Here is a 15,665-nt window from a genome sequence, read left to right on the forward strand (position 1 = left end):
TCGTATTCAACGTGAGAAGTGTTGATGGTGATACCACGAGCTTTTTCTTCCGGCGCGTTATCGATCTGGTCGAATGCACGAGCAGCACCGCCGTAGGTTTTAGCCAGTACGGTGGTGATTGCAGCGGTCAGAGTAGTTTTACCGTGGTCAACGTGGCCGATAGTACCAACGTTAACGTGCGGTTTTGTACGTTCAAATTTTTCTTTAGACACGGCTATATTCCTTACTATAGTGCTCTCCCCTTCAGGAGAGAGCACGGGACTTTGGTATTAACCCTTAGGCTTATTTACCACGGGCTTCAATTACGGCCTGAGCAACGTTACTCGGCGCTTCATCATACTTCAGGAATTCCATAGTGTATGATGCACGACCTTTGGTCAGAGAACGCAGCTGAGTTGCGTATCCGAACATTTCAGACAGCGGTACTTCAGCGTGGATCTTAACGCCAGTAACTTCAGATTCCTGACCTTTGAGCATACCACGACGACGGCTCAAGTCACCGATAACGTCACCGGTGTTCTCTTCCGGAGTTTCTACTTCAACCTTCATGATCGGCTCAAGCAGAACTGGTTTCGCTTTCTTAAAGCCTTCTTTAAAGGCGATAGAAGCAGCCAGTTTAAACGCCAGTTCAGAGGAGTCAACGTCATGGTAAGAACCGAAGTGCAGACGAATACCCATGTCTACTACCGGGTAGCCTGCCAGCGGACCTGCTTTCAGCTGTTCCTGGATACCTTTATCAACGGCCGGGATGTATTCGCCAGGGATTACACCACCTTTAATGTCGTTGATGAACTCGTAGCCTTTCGGGTTTGAACCCGGCTCCAGCGGGTACATGTCGATAACAACATGACCATACTGACCACGACCACCAGACTGTTTCGCGTGTTTACCTTCAACATCGGTAACTTTCTGGCGGATAGTTTCACGGTAAGCAACCTGCGGTTTACCTACGTTCGCTTCAACGTTGAATTCACGCTTCATACGGTCAACGATGATGTCGAGGTGCAGTTCGCCCATACCCGCAATGATGGTCTGGTTAGATTCTTCGTCAGTCCATACACGGAAAGACGGGTCTTCTTTAGCCAGACGGCCCAGAGCCAGACCCATTTTTTCCTGGTCAGCTTTGGTTTTCGGTTCAACTGCGATGGAGATTACCGGCTCAGGGAATTCCATACGTTCCAGAATGATCGGCGCATCCGGGTCACACAGGGTGTCACCAGTGGTTACGTCTTTCAGACCGATAGCAGCAGCGATGTCGCCCGCGCGAACTTCTTTGATCTCTTCACGTTTGTTAGCGTGCATCTGAACGATACGACCGAAACGCTCACGTGCAGCTTTCACGGAGTTCAGTACGGTATCACCAGAGTTAACCACACCGGAGTAAACACGGAAGAAGGTCAGGTTACCAACAAACGGGTCGGTAGCAATTTTGAACGCCAGTGCAGAGAACGGCTCGTCATCACTTGCGTGACGTTCAGCCGGAGTGTCTTTACCGTCGTCCAGGATACCGTTGATCGCAGGTACGTCAACCGGGGATGGCAGGTAATCAATTACCGCATCCAGCATCGCCTGAACACCTTTGTTCTTGAACGCAGAACCACAGGTTACCAGGATGATTTCGTTGTTCAGAACGCGCTGACGCAGAGCACCTTTGATTTCTGCTTCAGTCAGTTCTTCACCACCCAGGTATTTTTCCATCAGCTCTTCAGAAGCTTCAGCTGCGGATTCGATCAGGTTCTGGTGCCATTCGTTAGCCAGTTCAACCATGTCTGCCGGGATATCTTCGTATTCGAAGGTTACGCCCTGGTCAGCGTCGTTCCAGTTGATAGCTTTCATTTTCACCAGGTCAACAACACCGGTGAAATGTTCTTCAGCACCAATCGCCAGCTGCAGCGGAACCGGGTTCGCGCCCAGACGGGTTTTGATCTGGTTAACAACTTTCAGGAAGTTCGCACCCATGCGGTCCATTTTGTTAACGAACGCAATGCGCGGAACTTTATATTTGTTTGCCTGACGCCATACGGTTTCAGACTGCGGCTGAACACCACCAACTGCGCAGTAAACCATTACCGCACCATCGAGAACACGCATGGAACGTTCTACTTCGATTGTGAAGTCAACGTGCCCCGGGGTGTCGATGATGTTGATGCGATGCGGCTCATACTGCTTAGCCATACCAGACCAGAATGCAGTAGTCGCAGCGGAAGTGATGGTAATACCACGTTCCTGCTCCTGCTCCATCCAGTCCATGGTTGCAGCGCCGTCATGAACTTCACCGATTTTATGGTTTACACCGGTGTAGAACAGAATACGTTCGGTAGTAGTGGTTTTACCGGCGTCGATGTGCGCACTGATACCGATGTTACGGTAGCGTGCGATGGGTGTTGTACGAGCCATTTGTTTCCTCGTTTATCTTTTAGGCGTTCAATTTAAGTAGCCCAAAGCGGGCTGCTTACTGGAAGCGCCCGCCTGGTGACTAAAACTCCGAAGGGATTACCAACGGTAGTGTGCGAACGCCTTGTTGGCTTCGGCCATACGGTGAACGTCTTCACGTTTCTTAACTGCAGTACCTTTGTTTTCTGCAGCATCAGAAAGTTCGTTCGCCAGGCGCAGAGCCATGGATTTATCACCGCGTTTACGAGCAGCTTCAACGATCCAACGCATTGCCAGAGCATTACGACGAACCGGACGGACTTCAACTGGTACCTGATAAGTAGAACCACCAACGCGGCGAGACTTAACTTCTACAGTCGGGCGCACGTTTTCGAGAGCTACTTCGAATGCTTCCAGTTCAGATTTACCAGAGCGCTGAGCCAGGGTCTCCAGCGCGCTGTATACGATAGATTCAGCAGTAGATTTTTTACCATCTACCATCAGGATATTTACAAATTTAGCCAGCAGTTCTGATCCGAACTTCGGATCCGGCAGAATTTTACGCTGACCAATGACGCGACGACGTGGCATGGAAATACTCCGTTGTTAATTCAGGATTGTCCAAAACTCTACGAGTTTAGTTTGACATTTAAGTTAAAACGTTTGGCCTTACTTAACGGAGAACCATTAAGCCTTAGGACGCTTCACGCCATACTTGGAACGAGCCTGCTTACGGTCTTTAACGCCGGAGCAGTCAAGCGCACCACGTACGGTGTGGTAACGAACACCCGGGAGGTCTTTAACACGACCGCCACGGATCAGGATCACGGAGTGCTCCTGCAGGTTGTGACCTTCACCACCGATGTAGGAAGTCACTTCGAAACCGTTAGTCAGACGAACACGGCATACTTTACGCAGCGCGGAGTTCGGTTTTTTAGGAGTGGTAGTATATACACGAGTACATACGCCACGTTTTTGCGGGCATGCTTCCAGCGCAGGCACGTTGCTTTTCGCAACTTTGCGAGCACGTGGTTTGCGTACCAGCTGGTTAACTGTTGCCATTAAATAGCTCCTGGTTTTAGCTTTTGCTTCGTAAACACGTAATAAAACGTCCTCACACAATATGAGGACGCCGAATTTTAGGGCGATGCCGAAAAGGTGTCAAGAAATATACAACGATCCCGCCATCACCAGGCCATCTGGCTGGAGTGCTTAACCGTAAGTCTGACGAAATCAGTATAGTCAATGGGAATGATGTCATTCGAAATTTGACCAGTCAAACCGCGGGCAATAAGGTCTTCGTTCAGGGCATAGACCTTAATGGGGGCATTACGCAGACTTTCAAGGTAGCGGTTACCGTCAACTGCGGCAGTTACGCCATCTTGCAATAATAGCAGTTCGTCGCCTTCACTGAGCAGACGCAGCAGCGCAGCAAAATCCGTCAGCCAGGGTGAACGATGTAACGTGTGCAGCATAAACGCCTCAAAACCTCAAAATAACATCGTAGTTGGCGAGTTCGCGGCGTAAGGCATCTGCTTCGAGCGGCGTGGCTTCGACAACAAAGGGGGTCTGCGGATCTAACCCGCGTTCGCGCAGTGAAGCCGCACAAACCCAGCACTGTTCAATGTCGTACAGACCCAACAATTTAAAAGTGGCAATGTAATCACGCGCCAGCACTGCATCGGGCTTTTGTCCTGGCAGTAGCTGAAAAACGCCATCAGCAATAAAGAAGACGGCCAGCTCGTCAGTTAACGCGGAAGTTGCCAGTAAAGCATCTAAACCTTCCCGCCCGGCAGCGGTACCATGAGGCACAGTAGAAAAAACAAACGCAATTCGTTTCATCAGAACTGTACCACCCTGTCACAGGTCAGCGAGGCTTCCGCCAGCGCGCCAAGTCCGCTTAAGGTAAATCCCTGCTGAAGGTTTGACGAAGCCAGCCCCAGTCTTCCGGCCTCCGTTTCATCAACAACGCCACGGCGTAATGCTGCCGCTACGCAGATATTCAGCGCCACACCATGTTGCGCATTCAACTGTTGCCAGCCGCGCACAAGGTCAAATTCGTCGCTTGCCGGTGAGGTCAAGTGGTTAGCGTTATAGACCCCTTCCCGATAGAAAAAGACGCTGCTTAACTTATGGCCTTCTGCTATCAGCGCCTGCGCAAACTGAAAAGCACTACTCGCCTGTTGCGTACCGTATGCTGGCCCGGTCACCACGATGGCAAAACGCATTACTTATCTTGCCCCTGGAAATCACCGCTCTTGAACTGGCGGATGTAGAGATAGACAGTGTGTTTGGAGATGTTCAGGCGGTCAGCAACCTGGTTGATCGCATCTTTAATATCGAAGATCCCTTTCTCGTAGAGATTCAGCACGATCTGACGATTTTTGGCGTTATTAGAAACATTGCGATCGGCATTCACTTCTTCGATGGTGAACTCCAGCGTTTGGGTAACCAGATCTTCAACAGAAGAGGCAAAGTTGACGCTTGAACCGACATCCGGGGTTTCTGGCGGCACAAAGGTGCTCATAATCTGCGAGAAGGGAACATCAAGATTCATATTGATGCACAGCAGACCAATTACACGCTGTTCGCGGTTACGAATCGCGATAGTCAGGGACTTCATTAATACGCCGCTTTTGGCGCGAGTAAAGTAGCATTTAGAAACGCTGCTATCCGCTCCCGTCATATCGTGCAGCATACGTAGCGCCAGGTCAGTAATTGGCGAACCAATCTTCCGGCCTGTATGTTCACCGTTAGCAATGCGAATGGCTGAACATTTTAGATCCTGCAAAGAGTGCAAAACGATTTCACAGTGGGAGCCAATAAGCATCGCTAACCCGTCCACCACCGCTTCGTAGGATTTCAGAATATCAAAATCGGTCTGCTCGAAAGGACGTTGATCCAGTAAATCCAACTCACTGGTTTCGTTGGTTAAAAGCGACCTGGACATGAAAAAAAACACTCCTTTTCAGGAGCCTGTCGTTAACTTTTCAGGGCAGGCTCATTAATGATGCGGGTAACTAAATTAATACAGCGGAGGTTCCGCTTTCCAGCACTAATTATATCCGGCCTGTAATAAAAAAACCGCCGCCTGGTCAGGCGGCGGTTCTTAATGCTTATTTTTTAGCAGAATCTGCGGCTTTCGCATCAGCTTCCGGCTTTGCATCAGCCTTCGGCGCTGGTTTCACATCCAGCAGCTCTACGTCAAACACCAGGGTAGAATTCGGTGGGATCCCCGGAACACCCGCTTTGCCGTAAGCCAGTTCTGGTGGAATAACCAGTTTGATCTTACCGCCTTTCTTGATGTTCTTCAGACCTTCTGTCCAACCCGGGATAACACCGTCCAGACGGAAAGAAAGCGGTTCACCACGGGTGTAAGAGTTGTCGAACTCTTTACCGTCGATCAGCGTACCTTTGTAGTTCACTACAACAGTATCGCTGTCTTTCGGTGCTTCGCCTTTACCGGCTTCTACTACCTGATAAACCAGACCAGTTGAAGAGGTTTTCACACCTTTCTCTTTGGCAAATTTCTCGCGGTACTCTTTACCTTTTGCTTCGTTATCAGCCGCGTCTTTTTCCATCTTCGCCTGAGCAGAAGACTTCACGCGAGCTTCGAATGCTTGCAGAGTCTGTTCGATCTCTTGGTCGGAGAGTTTGCTCTTATCAGCAAATGCATCCTGAACACCAGCGATCAGCTGATCTTTATCCAGTTTGATGCCCAGTTTTTCTTGTTCTTTTAGAGAGTTTTCCATGTAACGACCCAGCGAGGCACCCAGTGCATAAGCTGATTTCTGATCGTCATTTTTGAACGCTGCTTTGCTGTCAGCAGTTGTAGCAGGTTTTGCAGCTTCAGCAGCAAAAGTGATTGGTGCATGCAGGGCAACGGCCATTGTGGTCGCCAGCAGCGTTACTTTAAACAGTGATTTCATCCATATCTCCAGGATCGGGGCATCTCACCCCAGGGTTAACTATTATCAGAAGGGTACTATAAAGCGTTGTCGAACAAATCTACATACAGACACGCCCTATTATCATCTATTTTCAGACTCTTTTTGTTTAAATTAGTTTCGATGACCGCGAAATGAGTGCTGTCTCGGGCAGCAAAGTTAAGTAGAATCCGCGGCGACCATTCGACAAAAGAGGTGAATCATGCAGGATTTATCATTGGAAGCACGCCTGGCAGAGCTGGAGAGCCGACTGGCTTTTCAGGAAATCACCATTGAAGAACTGAACGTCACGGTGACCGCTCATGAAATGGAGATGGCGAAACTGCGCGATCATCTGCGTCTGCTGACCGAGAAGTTAAAAGCCAGCCAGCCGTCGAACATCGCGTCGCAGGCTGAAGAAACGCCACCGCCACATTATTGAGGCGTAAAAAAAGCGGGGATTCCCCGCTTTTTTGTCACTTTTTCGGTATTAGTGGCAACCGCAACCGCCGTTACCTTTACCGCCACAGCAGCCTTCGCCACCGTGCTCATGACCGTGATCATGGCCATGACCACCGCAGCAACCGTCGTGGTCGTGATCGTGGTGATGATCGTGCGCACCGTGAACGTGGCCATGAGCCAGCTCTTCTTCAGTCGCTTCGCGAATCGCCACAACTTCAACGTTGAATTTCAGGTTCTGACCGGCCAGCATGTGGTTACCATCAACCACGACGTGATCGTCTTCAACCGCAGTGATTTCAACCGGTACCGGACCCTGGTCGGTTTCAGCCAGGAAACGCATACCTACCTGCAGTTCATCAACGCCCATAAATACGTCTTTAGGCACACGTTGCACCAGGTTTTCGTCGTACTGACCGTAAGCGTCGTTCGCGCCAACAGCGACATCAAATTTGTCGCCAACTTCATGACCTTCCAGCGCCGTTTCCAGGCCAGAGATCAGGGAACCGTGACCATGCAGGTAGTCCAGCGGCGCACTCACCGGAGACTCATCAACCAACACACCGTCTTCTGTACGTACCTGATAGGCCAGGCTGACCACCAGGTCTTTTGCTACTTTCATGATATCTCCTGAGCATGGGAAGAATAGTGGCGCAGATTGTAGCGGAATTCTGCAGCCGTGTACTCACTAGCTTAAAAAAACTCGGCGCATATCGCTAGTCCGGATGAAAAATCCCGATCACTTGCTCATCTTTGCGAACGTGATCGCGGGCTTCTTTGTCTGCTTCTCGCATCTGGTGTCCGCACTTAACGCATTCAACAATATCAATATTATTTTCGCGCCACATCGCCATTGAATCCTGCGCCTGACAGGCCGGGCATTTTGCGCCCGCAATAAAACGTTTTCGGATTGCCATCTTTACCCTCTACTCAAATTCATCCCAGCCGTCCAGCTGGCGTCGTTCTTGTTGCATTTCACGCTGGAAAATCTCTTCCAGTTCGCGTCGGGCTTCCCTGGCGCGAGAAATTTGTACGGTATCGGCATGCATTGGGATGAGCTCTCGCAGCATCCGCATATCCAGGCGGCGAAAATGCAGTTGCGCCCGCTGTGCCTGATGCGGATGCATGCCAAGCGTGACCAGCGTCTTGCGCCCCAGCTCTAACGCACTGGAGAATGTTTCACGGGAAAACTGCGTCACCCCTGCCTGTAATAACTCATGCGCTTCCACACGTCCGCGCGCTCGCGCAAGAATATGCAAATGCGGAAAGTGCTGCTGGCATATTTCCACCAGCTTCATGGTGTCTTCCGGCTCGTTACAGGTAATGACGATAGACTCAGCGGCCTCTGCACCCGCAGAACGTAAAAGATCGACCTGCGTGGCATCACCGTAATAAACTTTGTAGCCATATTTGCGCATCAGGTTAACGGCGCTGATATCCCGCTCCAGCACGGTAATGCGCATTTTATTTGCCATCAGCAAACGACCAATCACCTGCCCAAAACGCCCGAAACCGACCACAATCACCTGCGGTTTATCATCATTGACCCACGGTTTTTCGTCTTCTTCTTCCGGTCCGTTAAACTGGCGGGATAGCCATTTATCCACCAGCTTCATCAGCAACGGCGTGGTCATCATGGAAAGCGTCACCGTCACCAGCAACAGCGCCATCTGGTCGCCCTGGAATAAGCGTTGTGAAGAAGCGGTAGAAAAGAGCACAAAGGCAAACTCGCCGCCCTGACTCAACACGCCCGCAAACTGCATCCGCTCTGAGCTACGCACGCCATACAATCGCGCCAGCAGATACAACACGAGAATTTTCACCGCCACCAGCACAACCACGCTTATCACTACCCATAACAGATGGGTATAAAGCACCCCGAGATTGAGCGACATGCCGACAGAGATAAAGAACAAACCGAGCAGCAACCCCTTAAACGGATCGATAGCCGTTTCCAGTTCATGGCGATATTCACTTTCCGCCAGCAGCACGCCTGCAATAAACGTACCGAGCGCCATCGACAGCCCCAACGCATCCATAAACAATGCGGAACCCAATACCAGCAGCAGCGTCGCGGCGGTGAACACTTCCCGCACGCCAGAAGCTGCAATAAAACGGAATACCGGACGCAATAAATAGCGCCCGCCAATCAGCATGCCGACAAACGCCAGCACCTTCATGCCGATCTTCATCCAGTCGAAATGTTCGTCTGCCGAACCCGCCAGCAACGGCACTAACGCCAGTGCCGGGATCACCGCCAGATCCTGAAACAGCAGTACCGAAAACCCGAGCTGCCCGGATTCGCTGCGATTCATCCCTTTCTCACGCATCAATTGCAACGCCATTGCGGTCGAAGACATCGCAAGGCCAATGCCACCGACCACCGCCGCCTGCCAGGCGAAATCCGTCAGCATCAATAATCCCGCCAGCAACGCCGCGCTTAACAGCACCTGTGCCGCGCCTACGCCAAAAATCGAACGCCGCAGTTGCCAAAGCTTGGAGGGATTCAACTCAAGGCCGATGATAAACATCAGGAACACCACGCCGAGTTCCGAAAAGTGGAGGATCTCATCGACGTCGCTAATAAACCCCAGCCCCCACGGGCCAATTGCAATCCCTGCCAGCAAATATCCCAACACAGCGCCAATACCCAGCCGCGATGCCAACGGCACCGCAGCCACCGCCGCGAAGAGAAACAGCACTCCTGCAAGTAAAAAATCGGAACCTTCCATCAGCGGCCTCCTGGAGACAGCGGATTTGCCAGCCAGTCACCGTAGGCTCTGGCGTGGCTCGCCAGCTCCTGTGCGCTTTGCCGTCTCGCCCAATAAATAATGATGGGACTTAACCAATGCATCCGGCACATGCCCGCCGCCAGTTCAAAGGGGCGCAGGACATCGCTCATCGGGTAGCGATTCAACGCGTCATAACGGTAAGCACTTTCCGGCTCGCCGGTGGTAATCACACTACGCCAGTACTTTCCCGCCAGTTGGTTTCCTCCCGGCCCGCTGGCAAAACCACGGCTTAATACCCGGTCCAGCCACTCTTTCAGTAGCGCCGGGCAGCTATAGGTATAAAGAGGATGCTGAAAGACAATCACCTCGTGCTCGCGCAGTAATGCCTGCTCACGGGGGATATCAATAAAAAAATCGGGATAGTGCGCGTAAAGGTCGTGCACGGTAACATTGCTGAGCTGCGTGGCCGGTTTAAGCAGTACCCGGTTTGCCACCGAGTCCTGAGATTCCGGATGGGCATACAGCAGCAAAACTTTCGCTGGCTGAGACATCATCCCCCTCCCGGTATGGTTTTTGTGTATAGTCGCTGTTTTGGGCTACCATTGCGCCCGGTGCGGCAGCTCGCCCATACATTACATTATCATAATGATAAGTTAACATAGTCTGAACATACGGCACCTTATGATTGTTTTCTCCTCGTTACAAATTCGTCGCGGCGTGCGCGTCCTGCTGGATAATGCCACCGCCACCATCAACCCCGGGCAGAAAGTCGGCCTGGTGGGTAAAAACGGCTGTGGTAAATCTACCCTGCTGGCATTGCTGAAAAATGAAATCAGCGCCGACGGCGGCAGCTACACCTTTCCGGGAAGCTGGCAACTGGCGTGGGTGAATCAGGAAACGCCGGCGTTACCGCAAGCGGCGCTGGAATATGTCATTGACGGCGACCGTGAATATCGTCAACTGGAAGCGCAGCTACACGACGCCAACGAACGTAACGACGGGCACGCCATTGCGACCATTCATGGCAAGCTGGATGCTATTGACGCATGGAGTATTCGCTCCCGTGCCGCCAGCCTGCTGCACGGCCTCGGTTTCAGCAATGAACAACTGGAGCGCCCGGTAAGTGATTTTTCCGGGGGCTGGCGTATGCGTCTTAACCTTGCCCAGGCGCTGATTTGCCGTTCAGACTTGCTGCTGCTCGACGAACCGACTAACCACCTCGATCTCGATGCCGTTATCTGGCTGGAAAAATGGCTGAAGAGCTATCAGGGCACGCTGATCCTGATCTCTCACGACCGCGACTTCCTCGATCCGATCGTCGATAAAATTATTCATATCGAACAACAAAGCATGTTCGAGTACACCGGCAACTACAGTTCGTTTGAAGTACAGCGCGCCACCCGTCTGGCGCAGCAACAAGCGATGTACGAAAGCCAGCAGGAACGCGTAGCGCATCTGCAAAGTTATATCGACCGTTTCCGTGCCAAAGCCACCAAAGCGAAGCAGGCCCAGAGCCGCATTAAGATGCTCGAGCGTATGGAGCTGATTGCCCCGGCGCACGTCGACAATCCGTTCCGCTTTAGCTTCCGCGCGCCGGAAAGTCTGCCAAATCCGTTACTGAAGATGGAAAAGGTCAGCGCAGGCTATGGCGATCGCATTATTCTCGACTCGATTAAACTGAATCTGGTCCCCGGTTCGCGCATTGGTCTGTTAGGCCGCAACGGCGCGGGTAAATCGACATTAATCAAACTGTTAGCCGGTGAACTTGCGCCAGTCAGTGGTGAAATAGGCCTGGCAAAAGGGATCAAGCTCGGCTACTTCGCCCAGCATCAACTTGAATACCTGCGCGCCGACGAATCGCCTATTCAACATCTGGCACGTTTAGCGCCGCAGGAACTGGAGCAAAAACTGCGTGACTACCTCGGCGGCTTTGGTTTCCAGGGCGATAAAGTAACCGAAGAAACGCGCCGCTTCTCCGGTGGGGAAAAAGCCCGCCTGGTGCTGGCATTAATCGTCTGGCAGCGTCCGAATCTGCTGCTGCTCGACGAACCGACTAACCACCTTGACCTTGATATGCGTCAGGCACTCACCGAAGCATTAATCGAGTTTGAAGGCGCGCTGGTTGTCGTTTCGCACGACCGTCATTTGCTGCGTTCCACCACTGACGACCTCTACCTGGTTCACGATCGTAAAGTCGAACCGTTCGACGGCGATCTGGAAGATTATCAACAGTGGTTGAGCGACGTACAAAAGCAGGAAAACCAGACCGACGAAGCGCCAAAAGAGAACGCGAACAGCGCCCAGGCACGTAAAGATCAGAAGCGTCGGGAAGCGGAGTTGCGTGCGCAAACCCAGCCACTGCGTAAAGAGATTGCCCGTCTGGAAAAAGAGATGGAGAAGCTGAACGCGCAACTGGCGCAGGCAGAAGAGAAACTCGGCGACAGCGAACTGTATGACCAGAGCCGTAAAGCGGAGTTGACCGCCTGCCTGCAACAGCAAGCCAGCGCCAAATCCGGCCTGGAAGAGTGCGAAATGGCATGGCTGGAAGCCCAGGAGCAGCTTGAGCAGATGTTGCTGGAAGGCCAAAGCAACTGATGGCGCAGATAACGACGACCGATGCCAATGAATTCAGCAGCAGTGCTGAATTCACCCCTATGCGCGGCTTTAGCAATTGTCATCTGCAAACCATGCTGCCGCGTCTGTTTCGTCGCAAGGTGAAATTCACCCCGTACTGGCAGCGGCTGGAGTTGCCCGACGGCGATTTTGTCGATCTCGCGTGGAGTGAAGCCCCAGCACAGGCGCGGCATAAACCGCGTTTAGTGGTATTTCACGGGCTGGAAGGCAGTCTCAATAGCCCTTACGCCCACGGTCTGGTTGAGGCGGCGCAAAAGCGCGGCTGGCTGGGCGTGGTGATGCATTTTCGCGGATGCAGCGGTGAACCAAACCGTATGCACCGCATTTACCATTCGGGCGAAACCGAAGACGCCAGTTGGTTTTTACGCTGGCTGCAACGCGGGTTTGGTCATGCGCCAACGGCTACCGTCGGCTATTCGCTCGGCGGTAATATGCTGGCCTGTTTGCTGGCAAAAGAAGGCAATGATCTCCCGGTTGATGCGGCGGTGATTGTCTCTGCGCCGTTTATGCTGGAGGCCTGTAGTTACCATATGGAAAAGGGCTTTTCCCGCGTTTATCAGCGTTACTTGCTGAACCTGTTAAAAGCCAATGCCGCACGCAAGCTGGCTGCCTACCCCGGAACGCTGCCGATAAATCTCGCGCAATTAAAATCGGTACGTCGCATCCGTGAATTTGACGATCTAATCACCGCCAGGATTCACGGCTACGCTGACGCTATCGACTATTATCGTCAGTGTAGCGCCATGACGATGCTGAACCGGATCGCCAAACCGACGCTGATTATTCACGCCAAAGACGATCCGTTTATGGATCATCAGGTGATCCCGAAACCGGAAAGTCTTCCCCCGCAGGTGGAGTATCAACTGACTGAACATGGCGGTCATGTTGGCTTTATTGGCGGTACATTACTTCATCCGCAAATGTGGCTGGAGTCACGCATTCCTGACTGGTTAACAACGTATCTGGAGGCGAAATCATGTTGATTCCGTGGCAAGACCTCTCCCCCGAAACGCTGGAAAATTTAATTGAAAGCTTTGTGTTACGTGAAGGCACCGATTATGGTGAACATGAGCGTACACTTGAACAGAAAGTCGCCGACGTCAAACGCCAGCTACAGTGCGGAGAAGCGGTGCTGGTATGGTCGGAGCTGCACGAAACGGTCAATATCATGCCGCGCAGTCAGTTTCGCGAATAACCTGCAACCGTCGGCGGACGAGATAATAATGATAGCTAAGTCATGGAGTTACTATGTCTGCCAAACATCCGGTCATTGCGGTAACAGGATCCAGCGGCGCGGGGACCACCACCACCAGCCTCGCGTTTCGTAAAATATTCGCGCAGTTAAATCTGCATGCAGCCGAGGTGGAAGGTGACAGTTTTCACCGTTACACCCGCCCGGAAATGGACATGGCGATCCGCAAAGCGCGCGACGCCGGGCGGCATATCAGCTACTTCGGCCCCGAAGCGAACGACTTTGGCCTGCTGGAACAAACCTTCATTGAATATGGTCAGAGCGGCAAAGGGAAATCTCGCAAATATCTGCATACCTACGACGAAGCCGTACCCTGGAATCAGGTACCGGGAACATTCACCCCCTGGCAACCTTTACCAGAACCCACTGATGTACTGTTTTATGAAGGTTTACACGGCGGCGTAGTCACGCCACAGCATAACGTTGCGCAGCATGTGGACTTACTGGTCGGCGTGGTGCCTATCGTTAACCTTGAGTGGATTCAAAAACTGATCCGCGACACCAGCGAGCGCGGGCACTCACGAGAAGCAGTGATGGACTCAGTAGTGCGTTCAATGGAAGACTATATCAACTACATCACACCGCAGTTTTCCCGCACCCATCTTAACTTCCAGCGCGTTCCCACCGTCGACACTTCAAACCCGTTCGCGGCAAAAGGTATCCCGTCGCTGGATGAAAGCTTTGTGGTGATCCATTTTCGTAATCTGGAAGGGATCGATTTCCCCTGGCTGCTGGCGATGTTGCAAGGCTCATTCATTTCCCACATCAATACGTTAGTGGTGCCCGGCGGCAAAATGGGTCTGGCAATGGAATTAATTATGCTGCCGCTGGTGCAACGATTGATGGAAGGAAAGAAAATCGAGTAACTCTGCTATTACGCCGGATAAAATACTATCCGGCTTCACAACGGGATAGTTAAATCACGCGGCAACCACTTCATACGAGTGAGTAATATTCACCGCTTTTTCCAGCATCAACGCCACTGAACAATATTTCTCAGCAGAGAGATCAACCGCACGCGCAACCGCTGCGTCTTTCAGGTCGCGACCGGTGACGATAAAATGCAGATTAATGTGCGTAAACAGGCGTGGTGCCTCTTCGCGGCGTTCAGAGGTCAATTTTACTTCACAATCGACCACATCCTGACGCCCTTTTTGCAGGATCGAAACCACATCGATGGCACTGCAACCACCCGCCGCCATCAACACCATTTCCATCGGACTTGGTGCTTTATCGCCTGAATTGCCGTCCATTAAAATCTGGTGACCAGAGGCAGATTCGCCCAGAAAAGTTAACCCTTCGACCCACTTCACTCGCGCTTGCATTTTTGCTACTCCACTGCGTCAATTTTCCTGACAGAGTACGCGTACTAACCAAATCGCGCAACGGAAGGCGACCTGGGTCATGCTGAAGCGAGACACCAGGAGACACAAAGCGAAAGCTATGCTAAAACAGTCAGGATGCTACAGTAATACATTGATGTACTGCATGTATGCAAAGGACGTCACATTACCGTGCAGTACAGTTGATAGCCCCTTCCCAGGTAGCGGGAAGCATATTTCGGCAATCCAGAGACAGCGGCGTTATCTGGCTCTGGAGAAAGCTTATAACAGAGGATAACCGCGCATGGTGCTTGGCAAACCGCAAACAGACCCGACTCTCGAATGGTTCTTGTCTCATTGCCACATTCATAAGTACCCATCCAAGAGCACGCTTATTCACCAGGGTGAAAAAGCGGAAACGCTGTACTACATCGTTAAAGGCTCTGTGGCAGTGCTGATCAAAGACGAAGAGGGTAAAGAAATGATCCTCTCCTATCTGAATCAGGGTGATTTTATTGGCGAACTGGGCCTGTTTGAAGAGGGCCAGGAACGTAGCGCATGGGTACGTGCGAAAACCGCCTGTGAAGTGGCTGAAATTTCGTACAAAAAATTTCGCCAATTGATTCAGGTAAACCCGGACATTCTGATGCGTCTGTCTGCACAGATGGCGCGTCGTCTGCAAGTCACTTCAGAGAAAGTGGGCAACCTGGCGTTCCTCGACGTGACGGGCCGCATTGCACAGACTCTGCTGAATCTGGCAAAACAACCAGACGCTATGACTCACCCGGACGGTATGCAAATCAAAATTACCCGTCAGGAAATCGGTCAGATTGTCGGCTGTTCTCGTGAAACCGTGGGACGCATTCTGAAGATGCTTGAAGATCAGAACCTGATCTCCGCACACGGTAAAACCATCGTCGTTTACGGCACTCGTTAATCCCGTCGGAGTGGCGCGTTACCTGGTAGC

General features: G+C 51.9%; 20 protein-coding genes. 6 read left to right on the forward strand and 14 right to left on the reverse strand.

What is annotated here, in order from left to right:
• From OQV04_RS06980 to fkpA, 9 genes are all read right to left on the reverse strand, one after another.
• Nucleotides 1–212 (reverse strand): GTP-binding protein (locus OQV04_RS06980; protein ID WP_000031661.1); only part of this gene is annotated, 212 nt, incomplete at its 3' end.
• A gap of 70 nt (nt 213–282) precedes the next feature.
• A complete protein-coding gene (fusA, locus tag OQV04_RS06985) occupies nt 283–2,397 on the reverse strand; it encodes an elongation factor G (RefSeq protein ID WP_000124700.1) in 2,115 nt (704 codons plus the stop codon).
• Between the two features lie 96 nt (nt 2,398–2,493).
• A complete protein-coding gene (gene rpsG, locus OQV04_RS06990) occupies nt 2,494–2,964 on the reverse strand; it encodes a 30S ribosomal protein S7 (protein WP_001138043.1) in 471 nt (156 codons plus the stop codon).
• Between the two features lie 96 nt (nt 2,965–3,060).
• A complete protein-coding gene (gene rpsL / locus OQV04_RS06995; protein WP_000246815.1) occupies nt 3,061–3,435 on the reverse strand; it encodes a 30S ribosomal protein S12 in 375 nt (124 codons plus the stop codon).
• A 125-nt stretch (nt 3,436–3,560) separates the two neighbouring features.
• Nucleotides 3,561–3,848, reverse strand: coding sequence for a sulfurtransferase complex subunit TusB (gene tusB, locus OQV04_RS07000; protein ID WP_000903377.1), 288 nt, complete (start codon nt 3,846–3,848; stop codon nt 3,561–3,563).
• Nucleotides 3,849–3,855: 7 nt separating this feature from the next.
• Nucleotides 3,856–4,215 carry a sulfurtransferase complex subunit TusC gene (gene tusC / locus OQV04_RS07005; RefSeq protein ID WP_000820736.1) on the reverse strand — a complete coding sequence of 120 codons (360 nt, stop codon included), beginning with the start codon at nt 4,213–4,215 and terminating at the stop codon, nt 3,856–3,858.
• Complete coding sequence (gene tusD, locus OQV04_RS07010) at nt 4,215–4,601, reverse strand: sulfurtransferase complex subunit TusD (protein WP_001209705.1); 387 nt, start codon at nt 4,599–4,601, stop codon at nt 4,215–4,217. The genes tusC and tusD overlap by 1 nt, the downstream gene beginning before the upstream one ends.
• Nucleotides 4,601–5,323, reverse strand: a complete 723-nt coding sequence (locus OQV04_RS07015; RefSeq protein ID WP_000091472.1) for a helix-turn-helix transcriptional regulator — start codon at nt 5,321–5,323, stop codon at nt 4,601–4,603. The genes tusD and OQV04_RS07015 overlap by 1 nt, the downstream gene beginning before the upstream one ends.
• Nucleotides 5,324–5,489: 166 nt before the next feature.
• Nucleotides 5,490–6,302 carry an FKBP-type peptidyl-prolyl cis-trans isomerase gene (gene fkpA, locus OQV04_RS07020; RefSeq protein WP_000838261.1) on the reverse strand — a complete coding sequence of 271 codons (813 nt, stop codon included), beginning with the start codon at nt 6,300–6,302 and terminating at the stop codon, nt 5,490–5,492.
• 220 nt (nt 6,303–6,522) lie between these two features.
• On the opposite strand from fkpA, the gene OQV04_RS07025 reads away from it, so the two are divergent.
• Nucleotides 6,523–6,741 carry a protein SlyX gene (locus OQV04_RS07025; RefSeq protein ID WP_001153615.1) on the forward strand — a complete coding sequence of 73 codons (219 nt, stop codon included), beginning with the start codon at nt 6,523–6,525 and terminating at the stop codon, nt 6,739–6,741.
• Nucleotides 6,742–6,789: 48 nt separating this feature from the next.
• Here OQV04_RS07025 and slyD read toward each other — a convergent pair whose 3' ends face one another.
• The 4 genes from slyD to kefG all read right to left on the reverse strand — a co-directional run bounded on the left by slyD (nt 6,790) and on the right by kefG (nt 10,041).
• Nucleotides 6,790–7,380, reverse strand: coding sequence for a peptidylprolyl isomerase (gene slyD / locus OQV04_RS07030; RefSeq protein ID WP_000861334.1), 591 nt, complete (start codon nt 7,378–7,380; stop codon nt 6,790–6,792).
• Between the two features lie 94 nt (nt 7,381–7,474).
• Nucleotides 7,475–7,675, reverse strand: coding sequence for a YheV family putative zinc ribbon protein (locus OQV04_RS07035; RefSeq protein WP_001007730.1), 201 nt, complete (start codon nt 7,673–7,675; stop codon nt 7,475–7,477).
• Between the two features lie 9 nt (nt 7,676–7,684).
• Nucleotides 7,685–9,490 carry a glutathione-regulated potassium-efflux system protein KefB gene (gene kefB / locus OQV04_RS07040; protein ID WP_000399122.1) on the reverse strand — a complete coding sequence of 602 codons (1,806 nt, stop codon included), beginning with the start codon at nt 9,488–9,490 and terminating at the stop codon, nt 7,685–7,687.
• Entirely contained in the window at nt 9,490–10,041 is a 552-nt protein-coding gene (gene kefG, locus OQV04_RS07045) for a glutathione-regulated potassium-efflux system ancillary protein KefG (RefSeq protein WP_001297514.1), read from the reverse strand. Before kefG ends, kefB begins: the two co-directional genes overlap by 1 nt.
• A gap of 130 nt (nt 10,042–10,171) precedes the next feature.
• Here kefG and OQV04_RS07050 point away from each other — a divergent pair, with 130 nt between their 5' ends.
• Genes OQV04_RS07050 through OQV04_RS07065 form a run of 4 tightly spaced genes read left to right on the forward strand, consistent with a single transcriptional unit; the run spans nt 10,172 to nt 14,242 of the window.
• The gene (locus OQV04_RS07050) at nt 10,172–12,085 is read left to right on the forward strand and encodes an ABC transporter ATP-binding protein (RefSeq protein WP_000634798.1); all 1,914 of its coding nucleotides are present in this window, start codon (nt 10,172–10,174) and stop codon (nt 12,083–12,085) included.
• Nucleotides 12,085–13,107 (forward strand): hydrolase, encoded by a 1,023-nt coding sequence (locus OQV04_RS07055; protein ID WP_032281693.1) that lies wholly within the window; start codon nt 12,085–12,087, stop codon nt 13,105–13,107. Before OQV04_RS07050 ends, OQV04_RS07055 begins: the two co-directional genes overlap by 1 nt.
• Nucleotides 13,101–13,319 carry a YheU family protein gene (locus tag OQV04_RS07060; RefSeq protein ID WP_000907085.1) on the forward strand — a complete coding sequence of 73 codons (219 nt, stop codon included), beginning with the start codon at nt 13,101–13,103 and terminating at the stop codon, nt 13,317–13,319. The genes OQV04_RS07055 and OQV04_RS07060 overlap by 7 nt, the downstream gene beginning before the upstream one ends.
• Nucleotides 13,320–13,372: 53 nt before the next feature.
• The gene (locus tag OQV04_RS07065) at nt 13,373–14,242 is read left to right on the forward strand and encodes a phosphoribulokinase (RefSeq protein ID WP_001274680.1); all 870 of its coding nucleotides are present in this window, start codon (nt 13,373–13,375) and stop codon (nt 14,240–14,242) included.
• Between the two features lie 54 nt (nt 14,243–14,296).
• On the opposite strand, the gene OQV04_RS07070 is transcribed toward OQV04_RS07065, so the two are convergent.
• Nucleotides 14,297–14,701, reverse strand: coding sequence for an OsmC family protein (locus tag OQV04_RS07070; RefSeq protein ID WP_001148908.1), 405 nt, complete (start codon nt 14,699–14,701; stop codon nt 14,297–14,299).
• Between the two features lie 301 nt (nt 14,702–15,002).
• Between OQV04_RS07070 and crp the strand changes: the two genes are divergently transcribed.
• Nucleotides 15,003–15,635: a cAMP-activated global transcriptional regulator CRP gene (gene crp / locus OQV04_RS07075; RefSeq protein WP_000242755.1), complete on the forward strand. Its 633-nt coding sequence runs from the start codon at nt 15,003–15,005 to the stop codon at nt 15,633–15,635.
• Nucleotides 15,636–15,665: the final 30 nt, after the last annotated feature.

This window comes from Escherichia sp. Lx600-2, from assembly GCF_036662595.1.
Lineage (GTDB): Bacteria > Pseudomonadota > Gammaproteobacteria > Enterobacterales > Enterobacteriaceae > Escherichia > Escherichia coli.

Bases quoted from the DNA above. Each gene is read 5' to 3' on its own strand.
- fusA (WP_000124700.1), bottom strand. From the start codon at position 2,397: ATGGCTCGTACAACACCCATCGCACGCTACCGTAACATCGGTATCAGT.
- OQV04_RS07015 (WP_000091472.1), bottom strand. From the start codon at position 5,323: ATGTCCAGGTCGCTTTTAACCAACGAAACCAGTGAGTTGGATTTACTG.
- OQV04_RS07055 (WP_032281693.1), top strand. From the start codon at position 12,085: ATGGCGCAGATAACGACGACCGATGCCAATGAATTCAGCAGCAGTGCT.
- OQV04_RS07025 (WP_001153615.1), top strand. From the start codon at position 6,523: ATGCAGGATTTATCATTGGAAGCACGCCTGGCAGAGCTGGAGAGCCGA.
- OQV04_RS07065 (WP_001274680.1), top strand. From the start codon at position 13,373: ATGTCTGCCAAACATCCGGTCATTGCGGTAACAGGATCCAGCGGCGCG.
- kefG (WP_001297514.1), bottom strand. From the start codon at position 10,041: ATGTCTCAGCCAGCGAAAGTTTTGCTGCTGTATGCCCATCCGGAATCT.
- slyD (WP_000861334.1), bottom strand. From the start codon at position 7,380: ATGAAAGTAGCAAAAGACCTGGTGGTCAGCCTGGCCTATCAGGTACGT.
- crp (WP_000242755.1), top strand. From the start codon at position 15,003: ATGGTGCTTGGCAAACCGCAAACAGACCCGACTCTCGAATGGTTCTTG.
- OQV04_RS07060 (WP_000907085.1), top strand. From the start codon at position 13,101: ATGTTGATTCCGTGGCAAGACCTCTCCCCCGAAACGCTGGAAAATTTA.
- OQV04_RS07050 (WP_000634798.1), top strand. From the start codon at position 10,172: ATGATTGTTTTCTCCTCGTTACAAATTCGTCGCGGCGTGCGCGTCCTG.
- tusB (WP_000903377.1), bottom strand. From the start codon at position 3,848: ATGCTGCACACGTTACATCGTTCACCCTGGCTGACGGATTTTGCTGCG.
- tusD (WP_001209705.1), bottom strand. From the start codon at position 4,601: ATGCGTTTTGCCATCGTGGTGACCGGGCCAGCATACGGTACGCAACAG.
- rpsL (WP_000246815.1), bottom strand. From the start codon at position 3,435: ATGGCAACAGTTAACCAGCTGGTACGCAAACCACGTGCTCGCAAAGTT.
- OQV04_RS07070 (WP_001148908.1), bottom strand. From the start codon at position 14,701: ATGCAAGCGCGAGTGAAGTGGGTCGAAGGGTTAACTTTTCTGGGCGAA.
- fkpA (WP_000838261.1), bottom strand. From the start codon at position 6,302: ATGAAATCACTGTTTAAAGTAACGCTGCTGGCGACCACAATGGCCGTT.
- tusC (WP_000820736.1), bottom strand. From the start codon at position 4,215: ATGAAACGAATTGCGTTTGTTTTTTCTACTGTGCCTCATGGTACCGCT.
- OQV04_RS07035 (WP_001007730.1), bottom strand. From the start codon at position 7,675: ATGGCAATCCGAAAACGTTTTATTGCGGGCGCAAAATGCCCGGCCTGT.
- kefB (WP_000399122.1), bottom strand. From the start codon at position 9,490: ATGGAAGGTTCCGATTTTTTACTTGCAGGAGTGCTGTTTCTCTTCGCG.
- rpsG (WP_001138043.1), bottom strand. From the start codon at position 2,964: ATGCCACGTCGTCGCGTCATTGGTCAGCGTAAAATTCTGCCGGATCCG.